The sequence below is a fragment of the Armatimonadota bacterium genome (assembly GCA_020354555.1).
In the GTDB taxonomy this organism is placed as follows: Bacteria; Armatimonadota; Hebobacteria.
Genome location: CP070648.1, coordinates 3,447,840 through 3,473,418, shown reverse-complemented (window position 1 = coordinate 3,473,418; position 25,579 = coordinate 3,447,840). Strand labels below are relative to the sequence as shown.

Genomic DNA, 25,579 nt, shown 5'->3' with positions numbered 1-25,579 from the left:
CTCCTCACCCCGCCGTTCTCCCGCCTGTCAATCGGCGGGGCGCTCTCCGGGCCCCTTACGACGCCTGAGTGTCGGGAATGCCTTTTTCTCGCCCCAGTCCCGGGGCTTCGCTCCCGCATCTGTGGGCCAAGCCCTTCAGTGGAGCCGCCCCCACGCCCCCTGGGCAGTCCGGTATCTCCGCACGTATTGTCGCACAGAGCATACACAACTGGCCTCATATATCTTGACAACATTGCACTCATGCCATAGCATACAAGAGATGCGGCTGCAGGCTCGTATTCGCCGGCAGCCCGGAATCTCAATCGGAGGTGGTCGTATGAGCCTGATGAGGTGGGACCCCTTCGGGGGACTGTCCCGGATGAGGGATGAGATTGACCGTATGTTCGAGGATTTCTTCACCGGCCGACCTGGGCTCGCGCGGACGGGCGAGGGGCTGCGGGTGCCTTCGGTGGACATTGAGGAGACCGATGAATCCGTCGTCGTGCGCGCGGAACTTCCCGGTGTCAAGAAGGATGACCTCGATATCGAGGTGACGCCTGACGCCCTCACGATCAGGGCGGAAATGAGCGAGGAGAAGGAGCAGCGTGATCGCCGCTTCTACCGCCGCGAGCGGTCGTGGGGCATGTTCCATCGCACCGTTCCCGTGCCTGTCGAGATCAAGAGCGACGCCGCCAAGGCGTCCTTCAAGGATGGCCTGCTCGAGGTCACGCTGCCCAAAGTGGAGCCGGAGGAGAAGGCCGAATCGGTTAGGATTAAGCCCGAATAGGGCCAGATGTCGCATGCACAGTGAACGCGACCGCGAAGCGGGTTAAACCCGCTTCGCGGTTCGTCGTTTCTGCGCCGGTTTGTAGCCGACGCGGGGAATCCGCATGCGCGGAGGGCTGCTCCAAGCACCCGTTGCGCGCTGCCCCGGCACGCTGTATGATAGGGGCGAGCCATGCACCCTCGGAAGGCGGCGGAGGTGGAGATGAGTCTCGGGCAACGCCTCATTGGATTCGGAGTCTTCGTGCTGCTCTGTTTCAGCGCGGCTGCGCTGGGAGCGGCGCTCGGCGGCCCCGGCGGCTCGAACTGGTACGAGCGGTTGCACAAGCCATCCTGGACGCCGCCGAGCTGGGCGTTCGGCCCGGCGTGGACGGTGCTCTACCTGATGATGGCGACGGCGGCGTGGCTCGTGTGGCGGCGGGCGGGAGCGGCGGGAGCGCCGGTGCCGCTGCTGCTCTTCGGCCTCCAACTCGTGTTCAACGCAGCATGGACCCCCCTTTTCTTCGGGCTCAAGATGCCCGGCGCGGCGTTCGCGGAAATCGTCGCGCTGTGGTGGCTGATCCTGGCGACCCTTATCGCGTTCTGGAAAACGGTTCCGGCCGCAGGCATTCTGATGATGCCATATCTCGCCTGGGTCAGCTTCGCGGCCGCGTTGAACTTCGCGATATGGAGAATGAACGCCGGGGCGAGCGGCTAGATCCCGCGGCGGCGGAACATCGCCGGCCTGCACCGCCCTCCGGCGCTGTGAAGGACGAACATGGCGTCCGTCGAACTAGTGCAGCGCTCAGAGGTGATCGCGCAAGCGGCGGTCCGGGGCAGTCGCGGGGCCGTCACAGCGACCGACGATCTCGGGGGGATGATGAAGTGTCTCCTGTGGCTCAACGTCCCGGCCCGCGCCCAGCGCACGGTAACAAGCGCGCCGATCCCTCTGTCCGCACATTGACTTCCGCGTTCCGCCGCACGTCCCGTATCTCGCGATTAGGAAAGGGCTAGCCGCAATGGTTATCGTAATTCGCGGCCGATGCGCTCGGTGCGCCGCGTTGGCGCTGTTGCTCGGTTCAGTCGCGGTGGCGGCCGTCTGTAGCAGCGCAGGCGATGTGCGCGCGGCGCCCGCCGTGAAGGGCACCCCGCCGGCCACCGCGGAGATCGTTGACGCTGCGATCCGTGCGGTGAAGCCTGCGCTGGTGAAGCTCGACGTCGTCGAGGTCAACTACTCGGGCGGCCGCGAGGAGAAGTCCGAGACCGCCGGCAGCGGCGTCATCATCACCCCCGAGGGTCACGTCATCACCAATCATCATGTGGCAGGCAACGCAAAGCGGATCGTATGCACCTTGGCCGACAAGGAGGAGATCGAGGCGGAGCTTGTGGGTACCGATCCGCTGTCGGATATCGCGGTCATCAAGCTGAAGCCGAAGGAGCCGAAGGTGTTCCCGGTCGCGTCGTTCGGCGACTCCTCCGAGCTGAAGCCGGGCGACCAGGTGCTGGCGATGGGCAGCCCGCTGGCGTTCTCGCAGTCGGTGACGATGGGCATCGTGGCCAACAACGAGCTGGTCATGCCGGATGATTCCTGGTATTACCGCATCACGCTCGAAGGGGAGGATGTCGGCTCCATCGTCCGCTGGATCGCACATGACGCGCCGATCTACGGCGGCAATTCCGGCGGGCCGTTGGTGAACCTCCAGGGCAAGGTCGTCGGCATCAATGAGCTTCGCATGGGTCTGGGCGCGGCAATTCCAGCCGACCTCGCTCGAGAGATCGCCGCCCAGCTCATCGAGCACGGCGAGGTGACCCGGTCCTGGATCGGCCTGGAAGTTCAACCGCGGCTGCGCGACCGAGCGCCGCAGCGCGGCGTCTTGGTCAGCGGCACGATCACCGGGTCATCCGCGGACAAAGCCGGGTTCAGACCCGGCGACGTGCTGATCAGGCTGGCGGGCCAAGATGTCAACGTGCAGTTCCGCGAGGAGATGGCCGCGTTGAATCGGCTCGTGTTCGGCCTGCCGGTCGGGAAGGAAGTCCAGGCAGTCGTGCTGCGCAACGGTGAAGAGGTCGCGCTGCGCGTCCGGACGGAGAAGCGAGAGAAGGTCGCGCCGAAGGAGCGCGAGCTCAAGCAGTGGGGTATGTGCGCGCGCGACCTGTCCCTGATGACGGTGAAGGAAATGCAACTCGACAGCCGCGACGGCGTGCTCGTGACGAGCGTTCGACCCGGGGGCCCGTGCGGCGACGCGCGCCCCGCGATCGGCGAGAGAGACGCCATCGTGCGCGTCGGCGACACGCCGATCAAGACGCTCTCGGATCTCATCGAAGTCACCAATCGCATCACCGAGGGCACCAAGCGACCCGTGCCGACGCTGGTCGCCTATGTGCGGCGCGGCGAGCACTACCTGACCGTCGTCAAGGTGGGCATTAAGGAGCTGGATGATCCGGGTCGCGAGGTGCGCAAGGCGTGGCTACCGGTGGCGTTCCAGGTCTTGACGCGTGAGCTGGCGGAGAATCTCGGCATGCCCGACCGCACCGGCGTGCGCGTGACCCAGGTCTACCCCGACAGCACTGCGGAGAAAGCCGCGCTCGAGGTCGGGGATATCATCGTCGGGCTCAACGGCGAGGACATCCCGGCGGCCGAGGCGCGTGACGTCGAGGTCCTGCCGGCCATGGTTCGCCGACTAACGCCGGGCAGCACCGCCGAGTTCACGATCATCCGCAACGGGGAGCAGCGCACTGTGCCGGTGGAACTCGCCCTTTCACCCATGGTCGCGCGCGAGATGAAGCGCTACCGTGACGAAGACTTCGAGTTCACCGCGCGCGAACTCACCTTCCTCGATCGTATCGAGCAGCGCTGGCCGCAGGACCAGCGCGGCGCCCTAGTGCAGGAGGCGCGGGAGGGAGGCTGGGCAGCCATCGCAGGCCTGTCGGCGGGCGATCTCATCACCGAGGCCGAAGGGATTCCGATAGCCGACGTGGAGGCGCTCGAGGCAACGATGAAGCAAGTTGCGCGCGACCGCCCGCAGAGCGTCGTGCTCCAGGTCAGGCGTGGGATCCATCGGCTTTACCTCGATATGCGTCCGGCCTGGCCCGAGTCGGGGAAATAGAATGCACGCGCCGTACGCCGTGTAAAGTCAGCAGTGAAGGAGACGGAGATGGCAAGCGATCAGGTCAGATGTGCCGGGAAGTGCGCCGCCGCGTGGATTGCTGCGCTCGCATGTCTCTGGCTGTCCGCCCCTCACGCCGTGGCCGACGAGCCGGCGGCGCAGGGGCGTCAGATCGTCGAGAAATGGCAGGACGCGGTAATCACGGTGCGACTCGTCGTGAAGGTAACGACCTCTTACGGCGGGGCAGAGGCGAATGAGCGCGAGGTCAAGTCCGATGCCAATGGCACCGTCATCGCCCCGAACGGCTTGACCGTCGTCTCGCTCACCAATATGGATCCGGGCGAGATATTCAAACGCGTCAGGATGCCGACGATTCCGGGGATGCCCTCGTTCAATGTCGACACTCAGATCACCGACGTCAAGCTCAGGCTGGCTGACGGCACGGAGGTGCCCGCGAAGGTCATACTTCGCGACAAGGACCTCGACCTGGCATTCGTCCGCCCGACGGAGGAACTGCCTCAACCTTTCGCCGCGGTTGACCTGGCGCAGTCCGCTGCGCCGCAACTTCTCGACCAGGTCGTGACGCTTAACCGCTTGGCAGGCTTCGGCGACTGGGCGATCGCTCCCCGCGTGGATCGTATTCAGGCGATCATCCCGAAACCCCGCACCCTTTACGTGCCGCAAGGCGGCGATGAGGTCGGCACTCCGGCGTTTTCCGTGGATGGCAGGCTGATCGGCATTACACTGCTCCGACTCCCGTCTTCCGCAGAGGCACTGAGCGCAGCGGAAGACCTCGGCGCCTTTGCGGTGATCCTCCCGGCCGCCGACGTCCTCGAGGTCGCCAAGCAGGCGCAGGAGTGAACCCGACGCCGCGCCGTCACGTCTGCGCGACGAGCTGCAGGTCGCGCATCTCTGCAAGGCCCGTCATCGCCTTGTTGACGGTCGCGATGCCGCTTTCCTCCAGCGCGGCGACTGGCGCGAGGCCGCCGACGACCGCCAGACCCACGCGGTCAATGCCGATGTGAACCCCGAGCAGCGGCTGCCCCGGCTTGCCCACCGCGAGGACACCGCCCAAGCCGTGCTTCCGCGCTCCCGCGAGGACTCGTTCCAGGTCGGCAAGGCATACCGCCGGCACCTCGCGAAGACTCGCCAGCACTTTCCCGGCGCCCTCAGTGGCCGCGGTGTTGATGCTCGTCATCTTGCTCGCGATGAAGATCTCCGCGGGGTCGAGGGTTGACTCGTGATACCCCACGAGGTCGGTGAAGCGATACGGCCGGCGATCTCGGATTTCGAGCAGCCCGCCGTAGCGCGATTCGACCGGGATGCCGCTCTTCAACAGGAGCCCGTTGAGCGTCACGCTGCACACGGTGGCGAAGCCTACGCTCCCCTGCGGCACGCGCAAGTCGCCAATGTGCTCCCCGGCGTCGGCCACCGCAACCAGCTCGCTCATGCAGTACCCTGCCTCAAAGACGCGCCGCATGATGTTGATGCAGTCCGCGAAGCGGTCCGCGGGCAGCAGGCTCGCATTCAGAATGATCTTCCCCTTCCCGGTGCGGAGATCCAACGTCACGCGGTAAGCTAGTGAGTCAACCCGAGAAATCACGAAGCCGAGTTTGTCCGAGACACGAGCGCTCTGAAGCTCCTGCCTGCCGTAGTCCGTGATGACCCGGCCTTGCTCGCCCAGGGATTCGGTCAGGCCGCGGTCATCCATCAGTTTGAGGTGATACCGTACCGCCCGCTCACTCAACTCAATGCCGTGAGCGCGCAGTTTGTCGGCGATTATTCTTGCGCCAACCGGTCCGCCGTCGTCCGCGACGACCCGGAGAATCGCAAGCACCTTGCGCTCGATGTCCGGCCGCAGTTGAGCCGCCGCGCTCGTTCTTTCTGCCGCCTGTTCCCGCTTAGTTGCCGCCATGTCTTTCCTTAGTAGGCAATTATTGCCGCCATCGAACGTAGTTTAGCACTCCTGAGCCGTCGTGTCAAGCCGTGCTATGTTAAGCGTGATTTGAAGTGAACGCTCTGCTTAAGGCACGCTTAACCCCAGTAAATGGCGAAAAAACGCATAATCCAACCCTTGACGTGGTATATTGTGTTATGGTATATTGACGGTAATAAACTACCGGCTGCCGACCGAAGAGGCTCGACGCAGCCCGAATGGCCCCAGTGGCGCGGCCTGGAGATGGTACCATGTCGCGCTACGGTTATTTCTGGGGATGCTACGTCCAGGGCCGCCTGCCCCACATCGAGAAATCCACGCGAGCGGTGATGCAGCACCTCGGCGTGGACTGCGCGGACACCGAGGGCCTCACCTGCTGTCCTGAGAAGACCACCGTCGCGAACATGGGCCACGACGAGTGGCTCGTCACCGCCGCCCGGAACCTCGCGATCGCCGAGGATGCCGGCGTTGACTTCCTCACTCCCTGCCCGGGCTGCTTCGGCACCCTGAAAGGCGCGGCGGCGGAGGTTGCGTCAAGCGCCGCAGCGCAGGGCGAGGTCAACCGCGAGTTGCGCCGCGTAGGTCGTTCCTATCGAGGCACAGCGCGCACCGCGCACATCCTGGAATTCCTCCACCGCGATTTCGGGCTGTCGGCGATCGGCGAGCGCGTCACGGCGCCGCTCACCGGCATGCGCATCGCCATCCATTACGGATGCCACCTGCTTAAGCCGAGCGCCGATCTCGCAGTGGACGACCCGGCTCACCCCACCAAGTTCGACGAGTTGGTGGAGACTCTCGGCGCGACGAGCGTTGCTTACGAAGGCAAGCTGTCGTGCTGCGGCGGACTGCTGTCGCGCGTTGACGATCAGGATGCGGCTCAGGCGATGGCGCGGCGCAAGCTGCGCGACGTCGCCGCGGAGCGCGCGGACGCGATCTGCCTGGCCTGCCCTGCCTGCTTCATGCAGTACGACACGACGCAGTTCCTGCTGCAGCGCAAGGGTGAACAAATCCACGTCCCCGTGTTGTACTACACCGAACTCCTGGGGCTGGCGCTTGGCCTGGCACCGGACGATCTCGGTTTGTCGTCTCACCGCATTGACATCCAGCCTTTCCTCATCCGGTGGCAAGGGCAGCGCGAGGCCATCGAGCGCGTGAGGGAGCGCTGGGACTATGATCTACTGCGCAAATGCGCGGAGTGCGGCGCATGCGCATTTGACTGCCCGGTCACGCGCGTTGATGTGGCGTTCGATCCCAACGGGATCATCCGTCAACTCTCGGACGGACAGGTCGACCAGGTGCTGCGCGAGGGCGAGTTCTGGCGCTGCGTGGAGTGCTGCACTTGCCGGGAGGCGTGCTTCCAGCGATACAGCATGATGGATATCTTCCGTGTCGCGAAGCAGCTCGCGGCGGAGAGGGGCGTGACGCCCGCCGGCACCGCGGAGGGCATGGCGGCCTTCCGCAAATCCGGTCGGCTGGTCGAGGGCTCCGCCTCGCAGCGCAAGCGGCTCGGACTCCCGGAGCCGGCGGCGGCAGGCGGATCGGAACTCACGCAGTTGTTCGAATGGCGCCCCGAGCGCCGCCGCCCGTAAGGAGGGCAGCGATGCACCACCACACAGCGGATCTGTATACTCGTAACATCTCCGGCTGCGGGCTGAGCGGCATGATGAGCCTCACGGGCGAACGCGTGGACGGACGCGGCATACGCGATTCCATCGCCTTGCTGCACGACCGATCCAACGGGCTGGGCGGCGGCTTTGCCGCGTACGGCATCTACCCGGACTTTCCGCGGCACTTCGCGTTCCACATCATGTATTACTCCGCGGATGCCAAGGACGCGGCGGAGAAGGCACTCGACACCGGGTTCGACTGCGCGCGCGACGAGAGGATTCCAACGCGGTTGGTCGAGGGGGTAGCGGATCCTCCCCTACTGTGGCGTTACTTCGCGACACCGAAGCCCGAAGCTGTAGCCCAGAGCCAGTCCGCCTCGGACGAGGATTTCGTGCTGCGCGAGGTGATGCGGATAAACGCGGAGGTCAGCGACGCCTACGTGTTCTCGAGCGGACAGAACATGGGCGCGTTCAAGGGCGTGGGGTACGCGGAGGACATCGCGGACTTCTATCGCCTTGAGGACTATCAGGCCTACATCTGGATCGCGCACGGCCGCTTCCCGACCAACACGCCGGGGTGGTGGGCCGGCGCGCACCCGTTTACCTTGCTCGACTGGGCGGTGGTGCACAACGGGGAGATCTCGTCCTACGGCATTAACAAGCGCTATCTCGAGATGTTCGGCTATCGCTGCACGATGCGCACGGACACCGAGGTAATGGCGTACCTGCTCGACTTGCTGGTGCGGCGTCACGGTCTGCCCATCGAAGTGGCGTGCAAAGTCATTGCGCCGCCGTTCTGGAAGGCGGTGGACCGTATGGAGCCGGAGCAGCGCGACCTCTACCGCGCCCTGCGCCAGGTCTATGCGAGCGCACTGGTTAACGGGCCGTTCGCCATCATCTTCGCCCACCGCGACGGGATGGTGGGGGTGAACGACCGCATCAAGCTGCGACCGATGGTCGCCGCGCGCAAGGACGACTTCCTTTATATCTCAAGCGAGGAGGCGGCAATTCGCGCGATGTGCGCGAACCCCGACACGGTGTGGTCGCCGCGCGCAGGCGAGCCGGTGATCGGGTGCCGCGGCCAGGACGTCAGCACCTCGGCCCCGTTGGTCAGCTCGACGGAGGTGGCTCATGCCACAGCTTGACCTCGATACCAGAGATGCTCTCGCGGGCGCCGAAGCGGAGTTTGCGCCGGATCACACGAGACCCCGCGCCGACGTGGTGCCGCTCTATTCGCCACCGGAGTTCGTATGGCGCAACGATACCGAGCGCTGCCGCCGCTGCAAGAGATGCGTGATGCAGTGCGGGTGGCGGGCTCTGTCGTGGCAGGACCGCGTCGGGGCCGACCACAACAAGTGTGTCGGCTGCCACCGGTGCGAGGCGATGTGCCCGGAGAAATGCATCGTCGTCGCGCCCAACCCCCAGCACTACAAGCCGCACGCGCTGTGGAGTGTAACCCATCGCAAGAACGTGTGGAAGCAAGGCGACACGGGCGGCGTACTGCTGACCGGGATGGGCAACGACGCCCCTTATCAGGTGATCTTCGACCACCTCGTGCTCGACGCGTGCCAGGTCACGAATCCCTCGATTGACCCGCTGCGCGAGCCGATGGAACTGCGAACGTTCCTCGGCCGCAAGCCGGAGCGCGTCGAGTTGGACGCCGGGCCGGGGAGTGCGCTCGCGCTGAAGACACGACTCGATCCGAATCTGGAAATCGCGACGCCGATCGTCTTCGCGCCGATGTCCTACGGCTCGATCAGCCTGCCCGCGCAGAAAGCGATTGCGATGGCCGCGGCCGAATGCGGCATCCTGTGGAACACCGGCGAGGGCGGACTGCATGAAGACCTGCGGCCATATGCCCACTGCGCCGTGGTGCAGTGCGCCTCCGGCCGCTTCGGCGTACACGCCGGCTATTTCAACGCCGGCGCCGCGGTCGAGATCAAGATCGGCCAGGGAGCCAAGCCGGGCATCGGCGGCCATCTGCCGGGAGAGAAGGTGTCCCTGGAGGTATCACAAACGCGGATGATCCCGGTGGGATCGGATGCGCTGTCGCCCGCGCCGCAGCACGACATCTACTCCATCGAGGATCTGCGCCAACTCATCTACGCGATCAAGGAGGCGACGGACTACGCCAAGCCGGTGTGCGTGAAGATCGCGGCGGTGCACAACGTCGCGGCGATAGCGAGCGGCATCGTCCGCGCGGGCGCGGACATCATCTACCTCGACGGCTTTCGCGGGGGAACCGGGGCGGCGCCGACGGTGATTCGAGACCACCTCGGGATCCCGGTCGAGATCGCGGTCGCGGTGGTTGACGAACGCCTGCGGCAGGAGGGGATACGCAACCAGGCGTCGCTCATCGCGGCGGGCGGGATTCGGTCCAGCGCCGACATGGCGAAGGCGATTGCGCTCGGGGCGGACGCGGTGGCGATCGGTACCGCGGCGCTGTTGGCGCTGGGCTGCACGCTGTGCCAGAAATGCTACACCGGCAGATGCTCGTGGGGCATCTGCACCCAGGACCCGGAGTTGACTCGCCGCATTGACCCGCTCGTCGGCGCGCGGAGGATCGCGAACCTGGTGCGAGCGTGGAGCGCCGAACTCGAGGAGATCCTCGGCGCTCTCGGGCTCAACGCGGTGGAGAGCTTGCGCGGCAGCAAAGAACGCCTGCGCGGGCTGGATGTGGACCCGAGCACGCTCGACGTGCTCGGGGTCAAGCCGGCGGGGGTCGGCGCGTGAGGAGCCGCCCAGTCTCCGAGACGGTACGGCAATTCGGGACATGACGAAGGGATCGCAGCACATGAGAATTGACGCGCAAGGGCTGCACTATCGCGAGCTAAACGCGCGGATCAGGGAAGCTGTTGCTGCGGGCGAGGAAAGCATTGAACTCGCCAACGTCAACGGCCAGCGCTACATTGGCGACGGCGTCGAGCGGCAGGTGCGGATAGACGTCCACGGCGTGCCGGGGAACGACCTCGGCGCGTTCATGGACGGGCCGACCGTGGTCGTCCACGGCAATGCGCAGGACGCGGTCGGCAATACGATGAACGGCGGGACGCTCGTCGTCCACGGCGATGCCGGAGATGTCATCGGCTATGGCATGCGCGGCGGGAAGATCCTGGTGCGGGGCGACGTCGGCTACCGCGTGGGTATTCACATGAAGGCGTACCGGGCGCAGGTTCCGGTACTCGTCGTGGGCGGGACGGCCGCGGATTTCCTGGGCGAATACATGGCCGGCGGAGTGCTCGTCGTGCTGGGGCTGAACGGGCGTCAGGGGCATCCTCTGGTCGGAGACTATTGCGCTACCGGCATGCATGGAGGTATGATATACTTCAGAGGGGACGTGGATCCGTCGCAGACCGCTGACGATCACGTCACCATCCGCCCGGCCGGTGAGGACGACTTGCGGCAGCTCCGTGCTTACGTCGAGGAGTATGCCCGCGAGTTCGGGCTGAACGCGAAAGCAATCCTGAGCCATCCGTTCACCACGCTCGTGCCTTCCTCACATCGGCCATATGGAGGGAAGTATGCTGCTTAACCGGGAGGTCGCAGACGCATGAGTGCTTTGGCCGAGCTGGAGACTCGATTGGGTGAATGTCGGGAGGAGTGTGCCGTATTCGGTATCTACGCGCCGGGCGAGGATGTTGCCCGGCACACGTATTTCGGCTTGTTCGCGCTGCAGCACCGCGGCCAGGAGAGCGCGGGCATCGCGGTGTCGGACGGCACCGGCCTCAACGTGCACGCGGAAATGGGCCTGGTGCAGCAAGTGTTCGACGAAAAGCGCCTGAGCGGCCTGCGGGGTCACATGGCCGTCGGCCACACGCGCTATTCGACCACCGGCGCCAGCCGACATCACAACGTCCAGCCGGTTGTCGTGCCCAGCGCCGCCGGTACCGTCGCACTGGCGCATAACGGTAACCTGGTCAACTTGCATGACCTCGCCCGAGACGTCTGCGGCGACCAGCCGCCGGGTGACTGCACGACCGACAGCGGCCTCATGGCGCGCTTGATCGGGAGCCATTGGGAGCAGTGCGGCGATCTCGAGGAAGCGATCGCTCAAGCGAGCCACTCGTGGCACGGCGCGTACTCCGTTGCCGTTCTCACCGAGGACAGACTACTCGCCTTTCGCGATCCCAACGGCGTGCGGCCGCTGTGCCTCGGCAGCCTCAACAGTCGCGGCCATGTCGTGGCCTCCGAGACGTGCGGGCTCAACGTCGTCGGCGCGGATTTCCTGCGCGAGGTCGAACCGGGAGAGTTGATTACGATTGATGGCGACGGCGTGCGATCCAGGACTATCGCACGCCCCGGGCGGCCGGCGATGTGCATCTTCGAGTTCATCTACTTCGCGCGCCCCGACAGTCACATCTACGGCAAGCTCATCCACGAGGCCCGGCGCCGCATGGGGCGCAAGCTGGCGCAGACCTATCCGGTGGATGCGGATCTCGTCATCCCCGTGCCGGACACGGGGTGGCCGGCCGCGATCGGATATGCGGAGGAGTCGGGGATCCCCTTTGGGCAGGGACTGATCAAGAGCCGCTACATCGCGCGGACATTCATCCAGCCGGATCAGCGCCAGCGCGAGTTGGGCGTGCGGCTCAAGCTGACCGCGATGCAGGAGGTGCTCGCGGGCAAGCGCGTCGTAGTCGTAGACGATTCGATCGTGCGCGGCACGACCAAGCACGGCATCGTCGGCTTGATCAGGAAAGCGGGCGCGCGGGAAATCCACGTGCGCATCACCGCGCCGCCGTACCGATATCCATGCTTCTACGGCGTGGACACCAGCGACCGCCGCGAGTTGCTCGCTGCGCGAGTGGAGTCGGTCGAAGATATCTGTCGGGCGATCGAGGCCGACACCCTGGGCTACCAGACAACCGAGGGCCTGATCGAGGCGGTCGGCCTGCCGCGCGCGCTGTTCTGCTTGGCATGCTTCGACGCCGATTATCCCATCCCGATACCGGACGAGATCAAGACCCGCAAGTTCGCGCTGGAGGAGCAACCACCGCCAGCGGCAGAGACATAGTCCGATGTCGTTGCGCGTCCTCGTGATTAGCTCGGACCCCGCTCGCGCGGGCCGCCTACACGACGACGTGACGCGCGTCGGCGGCGACGTCGCTCACCTGGGGCCGGACGAACTGGAAGACCGGGCCGAACACGTCCGCCTGCCGCATGTCATCTTCTTCGACCTCGGCGACGCCGGCGTGGCTGAGACAGAGCTGTGCGCCGCGATCAAGGGCATCCGCCGGCTCCGGGAGGTCCCCGTGCTGGCGGTCGTGCCGGAGCAGCGGCTGCCGAGCTTCAATTCCTGCGCCGACATTGATGACTTCGTGAGCGCACCGTATCGGGACGCCGAACTTCGCGCAAGGCTTCTACGTCTTGCGGCGCGCGCAGACGGCGCGGTCTCGGCGACCGTCATCCGGAGCGGCGATCTCGCGCTCGACCCCGACAGCTACGATGTGAAGGTTCGCGGCGTGCGCGTGGACCTGACGCTGAAGGAATACGAACTGCTCAAGTCCCTCGTCACCCGGCCCGGGCGAGTCTTCACGCGCGATCAGATTCTCAACAGCGTGTGGGGCTACGACTATGTCGGCGGCACGCGGACGGTTGACGTTCACATTCGGCGCCTGCGCGCAAAGCTGGGGGATGTCGGGCGGCGGAGCATTGACACCATCCGCGGCGTTGGCTACGCCTTCCGCCCCCCTCGCACGCAGGCGGCCGAGACCGAGCCGCCGCGCGTCGCGCGGTCGGCCCCCCCGCGAGGCACGGGATGAAACGCACCGCGCGCCCGGACGACGAACTCGTCGCGGTCCTCGACTTCGGGGCCCAGTACGCGCAGCTGATCGCGCGGCGCATCAGGGAGTGTCGCGTCTACAGCGAGATCGTCCCCCACGATAAGCCCGCCGCTGACATCGCTGCCATGCGGCCCAAGGGCATTGTGTTCTCCGGCGGCCCGGCGAGCGTGTACGAGCAGGACGCCCCGCGGTGCGATCCCGGGTTGTATGCGTCGGGCATCCCGATTCTCGGCATCTGCTACGGCATGCAGTTGATGGCCCGCGAGCTGGGCGGCGAAGTCGCGCCGGGCAGCATCCGCGAGTACGGCAAGGCGGAGCTGCGCATCGAGTCCACCGACGATCTCTTCCACGGCTTCGACGATCGCGTCGTCATTGCGTGGATGAGCCACGGGGACGCGGTGATCCGTCCTCCCGACGGGTTCCGCGTGACCGCGCGCACGGCACAGCACATCGCCGCGATGTCGGATCAGCAGCGCAAGCTGTTCGGCGTCCAGTTCCATCCCGAGGTCGTGCACACGCCGCGCGGCATGGAGATTTTCCGCAACTTCCTCTACGGTCAGTGCGGCTGCCGGGGGCTGTGGACGCCGGCCTCGATCATCGAGGAATCGGTGGCGGCGATTCGCGAGCAGGTCGGCGATGGGCGCGTCCTCTGCGCGCTCAGCGGAGGCGTGGATTCGGCCGTGGTCGCCGCGCTCGCGCACCGCGCCGTGGGCGAGCAACTCGTCTGCGTGTTCGTTGACCACGGCTTGCTCCGCGCGGGAGAAGCCGACCAGGTCGTAGATACGTTCACCAAGCACTTGCCCGTCAACCTGATCCACGTGCAGGCCCAGGAGCGATTTCTCGCCAAGCTCGCCGGGGTCGCCGATCCCGAGCAGAAGCGCATCATCATCGGCCGCGAGTTCGTGACCGTGTTCGAGGAGGAAGCGCACAAGCTGGGCGACGTCCGCTATCTCGCCCAGGGCACGCTGTATCCCGACGTCATCGAGAGCGGGACCGGGTCGGCCGCCGTCATCAAGTCGCATCACAACGTAGGCGGGCTGCCGGAGAAGATGGGGCTCGCGCTCGTCGAGCCGCTGCGCAGCCTGTTCAAAGACGAGGTGCGCGCGGTGGCGACGGAACTCGGCCTGCCCGATGAAATCGCGTGGCGCCAGCCGTTCCCCGGCCCCGGCCTGGCCGTGCGCATCCTCGGCGAGGTAACTGAGGAGCGCCTCGCCACGCTGCGCCAGGTCGACCGGATCATCATTGACGAGATCACGGCGGCGGGCTTCTACCGCAAGCTGTTCCAGGCCTTTGCCGTGCTCGCGCCGATCCGCAGCGTGGGCGTCATGGGCGACCAGCGCACGTACGGCGAGACAGCCATCGTGCGCGCCGTCGCCGGAGACGACGCGATGACCGCGGACTGGGCCGACCTGCCGCGCGCCATGCTGGCGACGCTGAGCAACCGGATCGTCAACGAGGTCGCCGGCGTCACCCGGGTCGTCTACGACATCACCTCCAAGCCGCCCGCGACGATCGAGTGGGAGTAGGCCGCGCCGCCTGGATCACCTGTCGCGCGAGTCTCGGCCCGTTCCTCGTTCTCAGCGATGGCGACGGGGCTACATTTCACGCAACTCTCGCATGCCGGAAACCGTGCCGCAACACGGCCCGCGTAACACGACCACGCCCTCGATGATTCTATCACGACGCAACTCGACATCGATTTCTGACAACTCGCCGAAGGGATAGAACATCGGAGAATTCATCGTGATTTCACTCGCGCGAAACGTGCCCGAAACATACGCCTGGTATCCTGACACTATACGACGCGCTGGTGCGCCGCATCGTGAAAGGGAGAGGTGGACAATGCGGCCTGTGAGTGAGCAGAGTGACCCAGCGGCCGGCGTGTGCACGGCGAGAAGGAGAGCGGAGCTATTCCGCGGCACCGTACGCAGCCTGGCGCGGGATGCGGCACAAGCGATGAACGACCTGGAGCCTGGCGAGGATGTCGCCTCTGAGTCGGGGCGGGCGAAGGTGAGCCTGGTGCTTCATTACCTGGACTATCTGATTCGGCTGTCTGAGAGGCAAGCGTAGCGTGCGAAGGCAACGACCGGCGAGCCAAGGAAGGGCGGGAGGTTGAGCGGGCAGGTCAGCGCCGGGGACACGGCGTTCGTGCTGGCGGGGGCGGCGCTGGTGATGTTCATGACCCCGGGGCTGGCCCTTTTCTACGGCGGCATGGTGCGGCAGAAGAACGTGCTCGGCACTATCATGCAGAGCTTCTTCATCGTCGCGCTGGTATCGGTGCTGTGGGCAGTTGCCGGCTACAGCCTGGCGTTCGGCCCGGATCGCGGCCACATCATCGGCGGCCTGGCGTGGCTTGGGCTGAGAGGTGTCGGGCAGGCGCCGAACCCGGATTACGCGGCCACAATTCCGCATCTGGCGTTCATGATCTTCCAAGGGATGTTCGCCGTCATCACGCCTGCTCTCATCACCGGGGCCTTCGCCGAGCGGATGCGTTTTCCCGGATTCGTTGCCTTCACGGTGCTGTGGTGCCTGCTGGTGTATGCGCCGGTGGCGCACTGGGTGTGGGGCGTCGGGGGATGGATCCGGGAACTGGGTGCGCTGGACTTCGCGGGCGGCACGGTGGTGCACATCAGCTCAGGCGCGGCCGCGCTGGCAGCGGCGCTCGTGCTCGGACGGCGCCGAGGGTATGGCTCGTCCGTGTTCGCATCGCATAACCTGCCGCTGACTGTTCTGGGGGCTGGGATTCTGTGGTTCGGCTGGTTCGGGTTCAACGCCGCCAGCGCGCTCACCGCCAACGGCGTCGCGTGCAGCGCATTCGTGGTGACACATCTCGCGGCGGCGGCGGCCGCTCTCTCGTGGGTCGCGGGGGAATGGATTCACCGGGGGAAACCAACCGCGCTCGGCGCCGCGTCGGGCTGCGTTGCAGGGCTGGTGGCGATCACCCCCGCGTCCGGCTTCGTCGCGCCGATGCCGGCACTGTTGATCGGCGGACTGGCCGGCCTCGTGTGCTACGGCGCGGTGCAGGTCAAGTGGCGCGCGGGGTACGATGATTCGCTGGATGTCGTGGGCATCCACGGCGCCGGCGGCACCCTCGGCGCGCTGACGACGGGAATCTTCGCGTCCACACTGGTGAACCCGGGAGGCGCTGATGGGCTTGTGTTCGGCAATCCCAATCTGCTGGCGGCGCAGGCGACCGCGGTATCGGCCACGGTCGGCTATTCTTTCGTGGTCAGCCTGATGCTCCTCAAGCTCGTGGACGCGACGATGGGCCTCCGGGTGACAGAGGATGAAGAGGAAATGGGTCTCGACTTGTCGCAACACAGCGAAACCGCTTATGGGTTCTGAGGCCGTGAGGCGCAGCGAGGGGAGGTCTGCGATATGACGCGTCGAAGGAGCCAGCGGCAATGAAGAAGATCGAGGCGATCATCCGGCCCGAGCGTCTGGAAGAGGTGCGCCGGGCACTGGCCGAGCTGAGCTATCCCGGCCTGACGGTCACGGAGGTCAAAGGGCACGGCAAGCAGCGAGGCATACGCCAGCAGTGGCGCGGGAAGCAGTATTTCGCCGAGCTGCTGTCGAGGATGAAGCTGGAGATCGCGGCCCTTGACGAGGACGTGCCGCTGATCGTGCGCGCGATTGTGGCGAACGCCCGCACCGGGGAAGAAGGAGACGGCAAGGTGTTCGTGCTGCCCGTGGACGATGCGGTGCGCGTGCGCACCGGCGAAGGCGGAGACGACGCAATCTGAGGGCGCCGGAACAGGTGCCCGAGCAGTCACTGCAACTCACACAAGGAGGGCAATGAGGGATGGAGACCAAGGACCGAGACTATGTGATGAAGATGGCCAAGGAACACGACGTGAAGTTCATCCGCATGTGGTTCACCGATATCCTGGGATTCCTCAAGAGCTTTTCGATCACGGTTGAGGAGCTCGAGGGCGCGCTCGACGAAGGGATGGGGTTCGACGGCTCCTCGATCCAAGGCTTCGCGCGGATTGACGAGAGCGACATGGTGGCGAAGCCGGATCCGAGCACGTTTACGCTGCTGCCGTGGCGACCGAAGGAGCATCGCGCGGTGGCGAAGATGTTCTGCGACATCGTGGAGCCGGATGGATCTGCGTACCAAGGCGATCCCCGCTGGGCGCTCAAGCGCGTGCTCAAGCGGGCGCGGGACATGGGCTACACGTACTACGTCGGCCCGGAGTTGGAGTACTTCTATTTCCGCTCCTCCGAGGGGCCGCCGGAGGTGCTCGATCGGGGCGGGTACTTCGACCTGACGCCGCTCGATGTGGCGCACGATCTGCGGCGCGAGACGGTGCTGACGCTCGAAGAGATGGGCATCGGCGTCGAGTACAGCCATCACGAGGTGGCACCGAGTCAGCACGAGATTGACATGCGCTACACCGACGCGCTGACGATGGCGGACAGCGTAATGACCTACCGACTGGTGGTGAAGGAAATCGCTCTTCGCCACGGCATCTACGCGACCTTCATGCCGAAGCCGATCTACGGCGAGAACGGCAGCGGCATGCACACCCACATGTCGCTGTTCCAGGGCGAGAAGAACGCGTTTTTCGATCCCAAGAACTCGTACCATCTCTCGGAGACGGGCAAGCATTTCATCGCCGGCCTGCTCAAGCACGCGCAAGAGATCTGCCTCGTATGCAGCCAGTGGGTGAATTCCTACAAGCGGTTGGTGCCGGGCTACGAGGCGCCGGTGTACTTGTCGTGGGCGCAGCGCAATCGCTCGGACCTCATCCGGGTGCCCGTGTACAAGCCGGGCCGCGAGAGGGCGACGCGGATCGAGTTCCGCTCGCCCGACCCGGCGTGCAACCCCTACCTCGCCTTCGCCGCGATGTTGACCGCCGGGTTGGATGGAATCGAGAATAAGTGCGAGTGTCCGCCTCCGGTCGAAGAGAATGTCTACGAGATGACTGAACAGGAGCGTGCCAAACGGGGTATTGAGAGCCTGCCCGAAGACCTCGGTCACGCAATCGAACTCGCCGAGGGAAGTGACGTCCTGCGCGGGGCGCTGGGCGACCACATCTTCGACAACTTCATCGCCAACAAGAAGATCGAGTGGCAGGAATACCGCGCTCAGGTTCACGGCTATGAACTCGACCGATACCTGCCGATCCTGTGAGTGATGGCAGCCGCGGGGCCTGCGCGCCCCCCGACGTGTAGCTGCCGCGCCGCGACGACGGGCATGGTCAGAGCCACTGGGCTTGGCCGGCGGCGGAAAACACGCTGGCGTCGCGTCAGCAACCGACAACGGAGAGCGGCATCATGCGAATGCAGGACGTCGGCTGGGTGTGGGAGGGACAGGGCATCGATCCGGGCGTGTATCCCTCGATGTACGGCCTGGGCGAGGGCTGCCGCTACTTCGGGTTGACTCGCGCCAACTTCCTGTTTCATCCCAATGATCGCTACGCGTTGGAGAAGCTGGCAGACCTCGACGAGGTCACGTGCGACATCTCGCAGAGCTATCCCGGCTTCGACCGCGAGGGCGTTGACCGCGCGCAACTGGGTACACCGGAGGGCACGCGCGCCGAGGCCGAGCAGGTCAGCCGCCTGTCCCGCGATTTTCCCAATGTGACGGGAGGCTTCTTCGACGACCTCAAGGGCATCATGAAGAAGCACGGCTACACCGTCGAGCAGTTGGCGGCGACGCGCGCCGGGCTCGCCAGTCACAACCCGGCGCTGAGGATGTGGGGCGTCGTGTACGGGCACGAGCTTGGGGATGCCGACTTCTGGGCGACCGTCGCGCCGCACATTGATATCGTCAACCTGTGGGTGTGGCAGAGCAGCGACCTCGAGCAACTCGACGGAGAGGTGGATCGCGCGGGCGACCTGTTCCCAGGCAAGCCGCTGGTTATCGGCTGTTACCTGCGCGACTACGGCATACCCGCGCCGGTGCCGGTCGAGAGGCTTGCTTTCCAGTTCGAGCGCATTGCTGGCTATCTCGAACGCGGAAAGATCGCAGGCTACTCGATACTGGGGGCGGTGCTGATAGACGGGCACCGCGAACAGGCCGAGTGGATGCGCGATTTCATCGCCGCGCATTAGGGGAACGGATCGCCGCGGGCAACGTGTTGTCGCCTGCGGGAATCGGCGCCGGGGAATCCCCGGGCAGCCCTCGTCGGTGCGGAAGCGGCTGTGGGTTATCCCGTCAGCCGCACCTCCACGCTCCAGTCCGTGATATCGAGCGCGGGAAACGACGTGTCGCCTTCGCGCTCGGGAATCAGCGCCCCGGCGTTGTCGTAGAGACCGCTGACGTCAACCGGAATGATGATGTAACTGTTGCCCGAGGGCCCAAGGCCATCGTAGTTCAACTCGATGAACTGGCTCTCCGGCGGCAGCAGGCGGTCGGCGGTGATGACGTTCACTTCGATCTGCTGGACGGTGGTAGTGATCTGATCGAGATCCATGATGACGGCGACGGTGAGGCCGTCCTGCGAGACGCCGGCCTGGTAGGGCGGGCCGATGAAGTACAGCTCCTTGTACTGGAAGAACGCCCCCTGATGGTGCTGGAGATAGAACGGCGGCGGCGCGGTGGAATCCGAGATCAGAAGCGGCACGCCGGTGGCCGGGATGGGCGCGGAGGGATTGGCCACGATAGGCACGGGGCCGTCGGTTGAGACGCCGTTCGTATCAATCGCGACGAAGTAGTAGAACGCCGGGTCAGCCGGGGCGGCAAGGGTAAACTGGGCGATGAGCTGACGCTTGGGCGCGCCGGGGTCGGTGAACTCTGACGGCGTCCGCGCACAGCCGCATGCCAGGATACACACAAAAAGCAACACGCCCTGGGGCAAATGTCTCATGGTTCGCCTGTTCATTATAGCTTGCGCGGCGGCGGCTGCCAAGTGAAGCTGCAGGCGGCGCGCCGGGGCGAGGCGAATCTGTGACAGCGGTGCGGACCATGCGAACCGCTGCTCATCTCGCAATATGCGTCGCCTCCGGCGTCGTCCTCGCGCTCGCGTATCCGCGTTTCGATCTATGGCCGCTGGCGTGGGTCGCGCTCGTGCCGTGGCTCGTCGTGGCCTTCACGGCGAGTTGGCCGATCCTCGTTGTCGGAAGCTGGCTGGCGGGATTTGCCTTCTTTGCGGCGCTGATGTATTGGGTGGCCATCTTCGGTTATCTCCCGTGGGCGCTGCTGGCCCTGATACAGGGGCTCGCGTTTGTGCTGACGGCGGCGGCCGCGCGCGTTATCGCTCCGCGCTCTGCCTGGCGTGTGCTCGCTGTCGGCGTGGCGTGGGCTGCGTTTGAGTTTGCGCGCGGAGCGGGCGAATTCGGCGTACCCTGGGGCCAGGTCGGCCATTCCCAGGCCCCATTTCTGCGGCTGGCGCAGCTCGCCGCCTTCGGCGGCGTGCCGCTCATCTCATTCGTAGTAGTCACGGTGAACGCCGCCGCTGCTCATGCCATCGCCGCGAGGCGTGAGGGCAGCCTCGCATATCAGCCCATGATGTACGCGGGTGCCCTGGCCGCTACGGCGGTCGCCTTGGGCGGAGTGCACGCCGCCGGCGTTCAGCGTGCGCTGCGCGCCGACCGGCAGCCGTCCGTGCGAGTCGGCATCGCCCAGGCCAGCATCAAGTCCTGGCTAACCGTCGAGCAACTCAACGTGCCCCTGACCCTGGATCAGCAGCGCGCGGAACTATCGGCCTACCAGGAGTTGACGCGCGATGCGACTGCGCAGGGGGCGGAACTTGTGATCTGGCCGGAGAGCGCAGTGCCGGGTTACCTGGACTACGAAGGCCTGGTGCGCGAGCGTGTGACGTCGGCGGCGCGCGCGCACGGGATCTGGATGCTCGTCGGAGGGCCGGCGTACGAGGACGGGCGCGGGTTTAACTCCGCCTACGCGGTGTCACCGCGCGCGCGCGTCACCGGTCGCTACGACAAGGTGCACCTGGTGCCGTTCGGTGAGTACGTGCCTTGGCGAAAATGGCTGCCGCTGCTGCGTCACTACCGCGTGCGTGACACCGATATCACGCGTGGGGTCGAGCATCGCGTGCTGCGCGTCGGCCGCCTCGCGGTTGGTCCTATGATCTGCTTCGAATCGGTCTTTCCTCACATCGCACGCCAGGAGGCCAATCGCGGGGCACAGACGCTCTGCATCATCACCAACGACGCCTGGTTTCTGCGCACCGCAGCTGCGGCTCAGCACCTGCAGATTGGGCGATTCCGCGCGATCGAGGAAGGGCTGTACGTCGCACGTGGCGCGGCGACCGGGATATCGTGCTTCTTCGATCCGCTGGGCCGCGTGATGAGTTCCCTCGGTCTCATGGAGCGCGGCGTAGTGGTGGCGGATATCAAGCCGCGAGCCGCCGATACGCTGTACCGGCGGCTCGGTCCCGTCTTTTCCATGTCGTGCGCGATCGGCGTGCTTGCGTGGGCCGCGGCAGCCCTAGTCCGACGCCGTTCGCGACGAACGAGCAGGCGCTAATACGGTATGTCGAACGCGCGACACAAGAATATGGCCATCTGGTCGCGCCGCACCGGCCTTTCGGGGCAATACTGCGGCGGATTGGCAATGCATCCGGATGTCACGCCCGACGCCACCAGCGCCTCAATCGATTGGTACGCCCAATACGTCTTCGGCACGTCAACGAACGTCGGTGTCTCCGGGTTGAGCGGCGTCAAACCCAACGCCCGCACCAAGAACACGGCCATCTGATCGCGCCGCACCTCGCGTTCGGGACAGTACTGCGGCGGATTGGCGATGCATCCGGAAGTTACACCGGACGCCACCAGTGCCTCAATCCATTGGTACGCCCAATACGTCTTCGGCACGTCAACGAACGTCGGCGTCTCCGGGTCGAGCGGCGTCAGCCCCATCGCGCGGACGAGGAACACGGCCATCTGGTCGCGCCGCACCGAGTTCGTCGGGCAATACAACGGTGGGTTGGCCGCGCAGCCGCCGGTTATCCCTTCGCGCTTGATCGCCTCGATATAGCGCCGCGCCCAGAAGTCCCAGGGAACATCGTCGAACGACGTGTTGTCAACCGTGACGGTCACGGAGTCTTCCGCGTAGTTGTCTGAGGCGTCCCAGGCGACGGCTTTCAGCGTGTAGGTCGTCTCCGGGAGGGCGACGGTCTGCCAGTCATACTGGTACGGCGCCGCGTCGTCGGTGAACTCCAACGCATCGTTGACGTAGAACTCGACCCGGGTCACCCCCATGTTGTCGTCCGCATCAGCAGTGACGCCGACTATCCAGGAGACGGTGGCGCCGTTGCTTGGGTCGGTGATGGCCACTGTCGGCGGCGTGTCGTCGCCCGCAGTGAAGCTCCACACATAGTCCGCGGCGAGCACGTTGCCCGCCATGTCGGCGATGTTCCCCGTCCCGCCCTTCAACGTCGCCGTGTAGGAGCGCCCGGGCTCGAAATTGGCGTCCGGGTCGAACGTCGCGGCGTGTGTCCCGGAATCGTACGACACGCTGCCGCTGACCGGCGCGCCGTACTGGTCTTCGAGCACGAACGTACCGGTACCGATCGTCGCGGGATCCATCACATCATCGAAGACCGCCACCACGTCAGCAGTGAGTGCTACCGACTCCTGGCCGTTGGTGGGATCGGTGGATGACACGTGAGGCGGCGTGTTGTCCACGTTGACATCACGGGAATCCGACGCGGTATTGGTCGCCTCGTCATAGGCGATGGCTTCAACGGTGTACGGCCCGTCGCTATCGTCCGGGGTGTTCCATTGCCAGGAATACGGTGCGGCGAAGTCCACGTTGCGCAGCTCCGAGGCAACGTAAAACTCGACTTTGGTCACACCGCGATTATCGTTCGCCGTGGCCGAGACCGTCACCGCGCCGCGCAGGTATGCGCCGTCGGCAGGAGCGGTAAGCGCGCACGTCGGCGGCTGCGTGTCGAGGGTCACCGTGACCTCATTCGAGAACGGGCTGGTGCCCTCGCCGGTAGTCGCCGTAGCCTTCAGGACGTTCACGCCTTCCACCAACGTAATCGGGACCGCGAAAGTGCCGTCGGGCGCCCCGCCGCTGCCGGCTTCGACGTCGTTGTCATAGACGGTGACGGTGCTGCCGACCGGCGCAGTGCCGCTCACGGTACATGCGGGGTCGTTGGTGACCGCGCCATCCACCGGCGAGCTGATGCCGGGCGCAACGGGGAATAATGTCACGCTGATCTCGGATACGTCCTGCGGGTCGCCCGGCCACGTGCCCATGGCGATCTCGTATTCGAGATAGCCCGCATTCGCCTCGACGCTCGCAGCGCCTGAAGTGAGGTAGTCGCTCCACGCGCCGTAGATGCCGGTGGCGAAGGGCGCAATGCGATAGCGCACCCACCCATTGCCGGTCCAGGCAAGCGTCCCGAAGTGCACCTCAGAGCCGGAGGTGAACCGACCACAGAAGCGAGACAGCTGGTTGGCTCCCGGCTTCGGGGCGCTGTAGCACTCCGCGCGTCGGCCGAGGGCGTTCGCTCCGCCGACGGTGAAGATATAGCCGCGACCGAGAGCGGCGCCATGGTTGGCGATCGGCAAGGGCAGGGCGGACGGGGTGGACCACGCTCCGAGAGCGCCGCCGCCGTCTGCCTTGGCGACGTGTATGTGAGATCGGTAAGAGCCACCTGCCAAGCCGCCGACGACTGCGACATAACCATCACTACCGAACGCGGCGTGACCGGTCATTGCGGCGGGGATGCTTGTCGTAGCCGTCCACGCGCCAAGCGTGCCGTTGCCGTTGATCTGGGCATGGTAGACATCATCGCGCACGCCGCCGCGACCGGCATCGCCCCCCAAGACGTATGCGCGGCCAGCGGTGGCAGCCATAGCATGCGACTGCAATAGCACCGGCAGGTCGGTCGTGCTCTGCCATGCGCCAAGGCTGCCATTGGCGTTGATGTGAGCGTAGTACACGTCGAATGTAGGGCCGTACCCGTTATATCCACCCGACAGGACGAGATACTCGCCCGCCACGATCAGCGCGGCCTTCGACCGCGGTCCGGGCAGGGAGGACGTCGCCGACCACGCTCCGAGACTGCCGTCGGGGTTAATCGCGGCACGATACACGGCGGCCGATGGGCTGCCGGCGCTCTCGCCGCCAATGAAGTAAACGTAAGTGTCCGTGGCCGCGGCGCAGGCGTATGCACGGGCTACGGGCAAAGCGGTGGTGCTCGTCCACGGCCCCAGCGACCCGTTCTGTGCGATGGCGGCACAGTACGCAGCTGCGGTGTAGCCCGAGCTGGTGCGCCCGCCCAGGATGTATGCATGGCTGCTGTTGGCTGCGGCGGCCGGGCTGCCGTTGGCTTCTACCAGAGAAGTCACCGGCGCCACGGGCCCGACGCATCCATCAGCGATGGCGCAGCAGTAAACGGCGCTCGATAGTCCTCCGCTCGATGAATACCCGCCCGCGGCGTAGACCCAGTCAGAGCTGCGCGCGCAGGCGTGATAGCGCAGCGGCTTGGGAAGAATGTCAGTGTCGGCCGGAGTGGCGTACCACGATCCCATGCCGCCGCCCGGGGCAAGCGCTGCGGCGGCGATCCCTGCGACGGGACCGGAGACGGTGTCTCCCCCGAGGAGCATCAAGTGGCCGCCAGCGCCGAGGCCGGCAGCCCCGTAGCTGGGTGTGGCCAGTGTTCCGCACTGATACCAGGCCCCCAATCCCCCGGGGGTCAGCTGCGCCGAGTAAACCGCATCGCGCGCGCCCAAAGCGTTGACGCCGCCCGCGACGTAGATGTGCGAGCCGGCCCTGACCGTGCCGTGCCAGGCCAAAGCTTCCGGCAAGACCGATACGCCGGCCCAGGGCTGGAGTTCTCCGTGCGCGGTGACGGCGGCGGCATAGACGGCGCCGGTGTAATCGCCCGAGGTGAGCTGGCCGCCGCAAGCGAAGAGGCGCCCTTCGGCAGCGACGAGAGAGAGCCCGCGTGCCGCTGCCGGCAATGATGCGACTGGCTGCCACGAACCGAGGCTGCCATCAGCCGCGATGGCGGCGGAATAGACGCTGGCACAAACTGCCGTGCCGTCCCATCCGCCGGCGATGAAGACGTGCTCATTTGCGACCGCGATGCCGGCGTACGCGCGGCCGGCCGCCAGCGATCCACACGCTTGCCAGGCGCCGAGGCCCCCGGCCGCGCCGATCTCAGCCCGATACACCGAGGACAGCGCCGAGGCGCCATCCCAGCCGCCTGCGGCATAGAGCCAGCCGTGGCTTGCCACGAGGCAGACGCCCTCGGCGGCATACGGCAGAGAGGTAACAGGCTGGAAGCCGTCCGATGCGAGTCGTCCCCAAGGGGCCGCTGTCACCTCGCCGCCGGCGGTATCGGTGAGAGCGGTGCCGCCGTCATACTGCCCGCGCAGGAAATCCTGGACAACGGTGTGGACTTCCTCCAGCGCGTCGCAGCGGCTCGGCGAGAAGCACAGCCCGGCTGTGATGGCTAGAAGCACGGCACAGAGCCATAC

At 65.8% G+C, this 25,579-nt stretch carries 20 protein-coding genes; 17 read left to right on the top strand and 3 right to left on the bottom strand.

All coding sequences use genetic code 11. From position 1 onward, the window contains the following. Window positions 1–316 precede the first annotated feature (316 nt). From JSV65_14230 to JSV65_14215, 4 genes are all read left to right on the top strand, one after another. A complete protein-coding gene (locus JSV65_14230; protein UCH33711.1) occupies window positions 317–766 on the top strand; it encodes an Hsp20/alpha crystallin family protein in 450 nt (149 codons plus the stop codon). A gap of 201 nt (window positions 767–967) precedes the next feature. Further along, entirely contained in the window at window positions 968–1,459 is a 492-nt protein-coding gene (locus tag JSV65_14225) for a tryptophan-rich sensory protein (protein ID UCH33710.1), read from the top strand. 301 nt (window positions 1,460–1,760) lie between these two features. Further along, the gene (locus JSV65_14220; protein UCH33709.1) at window positions 1,761–3,848 is read left to right on the top strand and encodes a PDZ domain-containing protein; all 2,088 of its coding nucleotides are present in this window, start codon (window positions 1,761–1,763) and stop codon (window positions 3,846–3,848) included. Between the two features lie 48 nt (window positions 3,849–3,896). Further along, window positions 3,897–4,709 (top strand): trypsin-like peptidase domain-containing protein, encoded by an 813-nt coding sequence (locus JSV65_14215; GenBank protein ID UCH33708.1) that lies wholly within the window; start codon window positions 3,897–3,899, stop codon window positions 4,707–4,709. 16 nt (window positions 4,710–4,725) lie between these two features. Here the strand turns inward: JSV65_14215 and JSV65_14210 are convergent, their stop codons facing one another. Further along, window positions 4,726–5,763, bottom strand: a complete 1,038-nt coding sequence (locus JSV65_14210; protein UCH33707.1) for a DUF128 domain-containing protein — start codon at window positions 5,761–5,763, stop codon at window positions 4,726–4,728. 272 nt (window positions 5,764–6,035) lie between these two features. Between JSV65_14210 and JSV65_14205 the strand changes: the two genes are divergently transcribed. From JSV65_14205 to JSV65_14150, 12 genes are all read left to right on the top strand, one after another. After that, the gene (locus JSV65_14205; GenBank protein UCH33706.1) at window positions 6,036–7,373 is read left to right on the top strand and encodes a 4Fe-4S dicluster domain-containing protein; all 1,338 of its coding nucleotides are present in this window, start codon (window positions 6,036–6,038) and stop codon (window positions 7,371–7,373) included. Window positions 7,374–7,384: 11 nt separating this feature from the next. Beyond that, window positions 7,385–8,536: a glutamine amidotransferase family protein gene (locus tag JSV65_14200; protein UCH33705.1), complete on the top strand. Its 1,152-nt coding sequence runs from the start codon at window positions 7,385–7,387 to the stop codon at window positions 8,534–8,536. Beyond that, a complete protein-coding gene (locus tag JSV65_14195; GenBank protein UCH33704.1) occupies window positions 8,523–10,124 on the top strand; it encodes an alpha-hydroxy-acid oxidizing protein in 1,602 nt (533 codons plus the stop codon). Before JSV65_14200 ends, JSV65_14195 begins: the two co-directional genes overlap by 14 nt. A 61-nt stretch (window positions 10,125–10,185) precedes the next feature. Beyond that, a complete protein-coding gene (locus JSV65_14190; GenBank protein UCH33703.1) occupies window positions 10,186–10,923 on the top strand; it encodes a hypothetical protein in 738 nt (245 codons plus the stop codon). Window positions 10,924–10,941: 18 nt separating this feature from the next. Then, entirely contained in the window at window positions 10,942–12,405 is a 1,464-nt protein-coding gene (locus JSV65_14185; protein UCH33702.1) for an amidophosphoribosyltransferase, read from the top strand. A gap of 4 nt (window positions 12,406–12,409) precedes the next feature. Beyond that, window positions 12,410–13,153 (top strand): response regulator transcription factor, encoded by a 744-nt coding sequence (locus JSV65_14180; protein UCH33701.1) that lies wholly within the window; start codon window positions 12,410–12,412, stop codon window positions 13,151–13,153. Next, on the top strand, window positions 13,150–14,700 hold the full coding sequence (gene guaA / locus JSV65_14175; protein ID UCH33700.1) for a glutamine-hydrolyzing GMP synthase: 1,551 nt from the start codon (window positions 13,150–13,152) through the stop codon (window positions 14,698–14,700). Before JSV65_14180 ends, guaA begins: the two co-directional genes overlap by 4 nt. 316 nt (window positions 14,701–15,016) lie before the next feature. Further along, window positions 15,017–15,244, top strand: coding sequence for a hypothetical protein (locus tag JSV65_14170; protein UCH33699.1), 228 nt, complete (start codon window positions 15,017–15,019; stop codon window positions 15,242–15,244). A 102-nt stretch (window positions 15,245–15,346) separates the two neighbouring features. Then, window positions 15,347–16,519, top strand: a complete 1,173-nt coding sequence (locus JSV65_14165) for an ammonium transporter (protein UCH36786.1) — start codon at window positions 15,347–15,349, stop codon at window positions 16,517–16,519. 59 nt (window positions 16,520–16,578) lie between these two features. Further along, the gene (locus tag JSV65_14160; GenBank protein UCH33698.1) at window positions 16,579–16,917 is read left to right on the top strand and encodes a P-II family nitrogen regulator; all 339 of its coding nucleotides are present in this window, start codon (window positions 16,579–16,581) and stop codon (window positions 16,915–16,917) included. Window positions 16,918–16,976: 59 nt separating this feature from the next. After that, on the top strand, window positions 16,977–18,311 hold the full coding sequence (gene glnA, locus JSV65_14155; protein ID UCH33697.1) for a type I glutamate--ammonia ligase: 1,335 nt from the start codon (window positions 16,977–16,979) through the stop codon (window positions 18,309–18,311). A gap of 143 nt (window positions 18,312–18,454) precedes the next feature. Beyond that, the gene (locus JSV65_14150) at window positions 18,455–19,234 is read left to right on the top strand and encodes a hypothetical protein (GenBank protein ID UCH33696.1); all 780 of its coding nucleotides are present in this window, start codon (window positions 18,455–18,457) and stop codon (window positions 19,232–19,234) included. Window positions 19,235–19,329: 95 nt separating this feature from the next. Here the strand turns inward: JSV65_14150 and JSV65_14145 are convergent, their stop codons facing one another. Further along, window positions 19,330–19,989: a hypothetical protein gene (locus JSV65_14145; protein ID UCH33695.1), complete on the bottom strand. Its 660-nt coding sequence runs from the start codon at window positions 19,987–19,989 to the stop codon at window positions 19,330–19,332. Window positions 19,990–20,087: 98 nt separating this feature from the next. Between JSV65_14145 and lnt the strand changes: the two genes are divergently transcribed. Further along, window positions 20,088–21,608, top strand: a complete 1,521-nt coding sequence (gene lnt / locus JSV65_14140) for an apolipoprotein N-acyltransferase (protein ID UCH33694.1) — start codon at window positions 20,088–20,090, stop codon at window positions 21,606–21,608. Here the strand turns inward: lnt and JSV65_14135 are convergent. Continuing rightward, a complete protein-coding gene (locus JSV65_14135) occupies window positions 21,605–25,564 on the bottom strand; it encodes an Ig-like domain-containing protein (protein UCH33693.1) in 3,960 nt (1,319 codons plus the stop codon). The genes lnt and JSV65_14135 overlap by 4 nt on opposite strands. Window positions 25,565–25,579 lie beyond the last annotated feature (15 nt).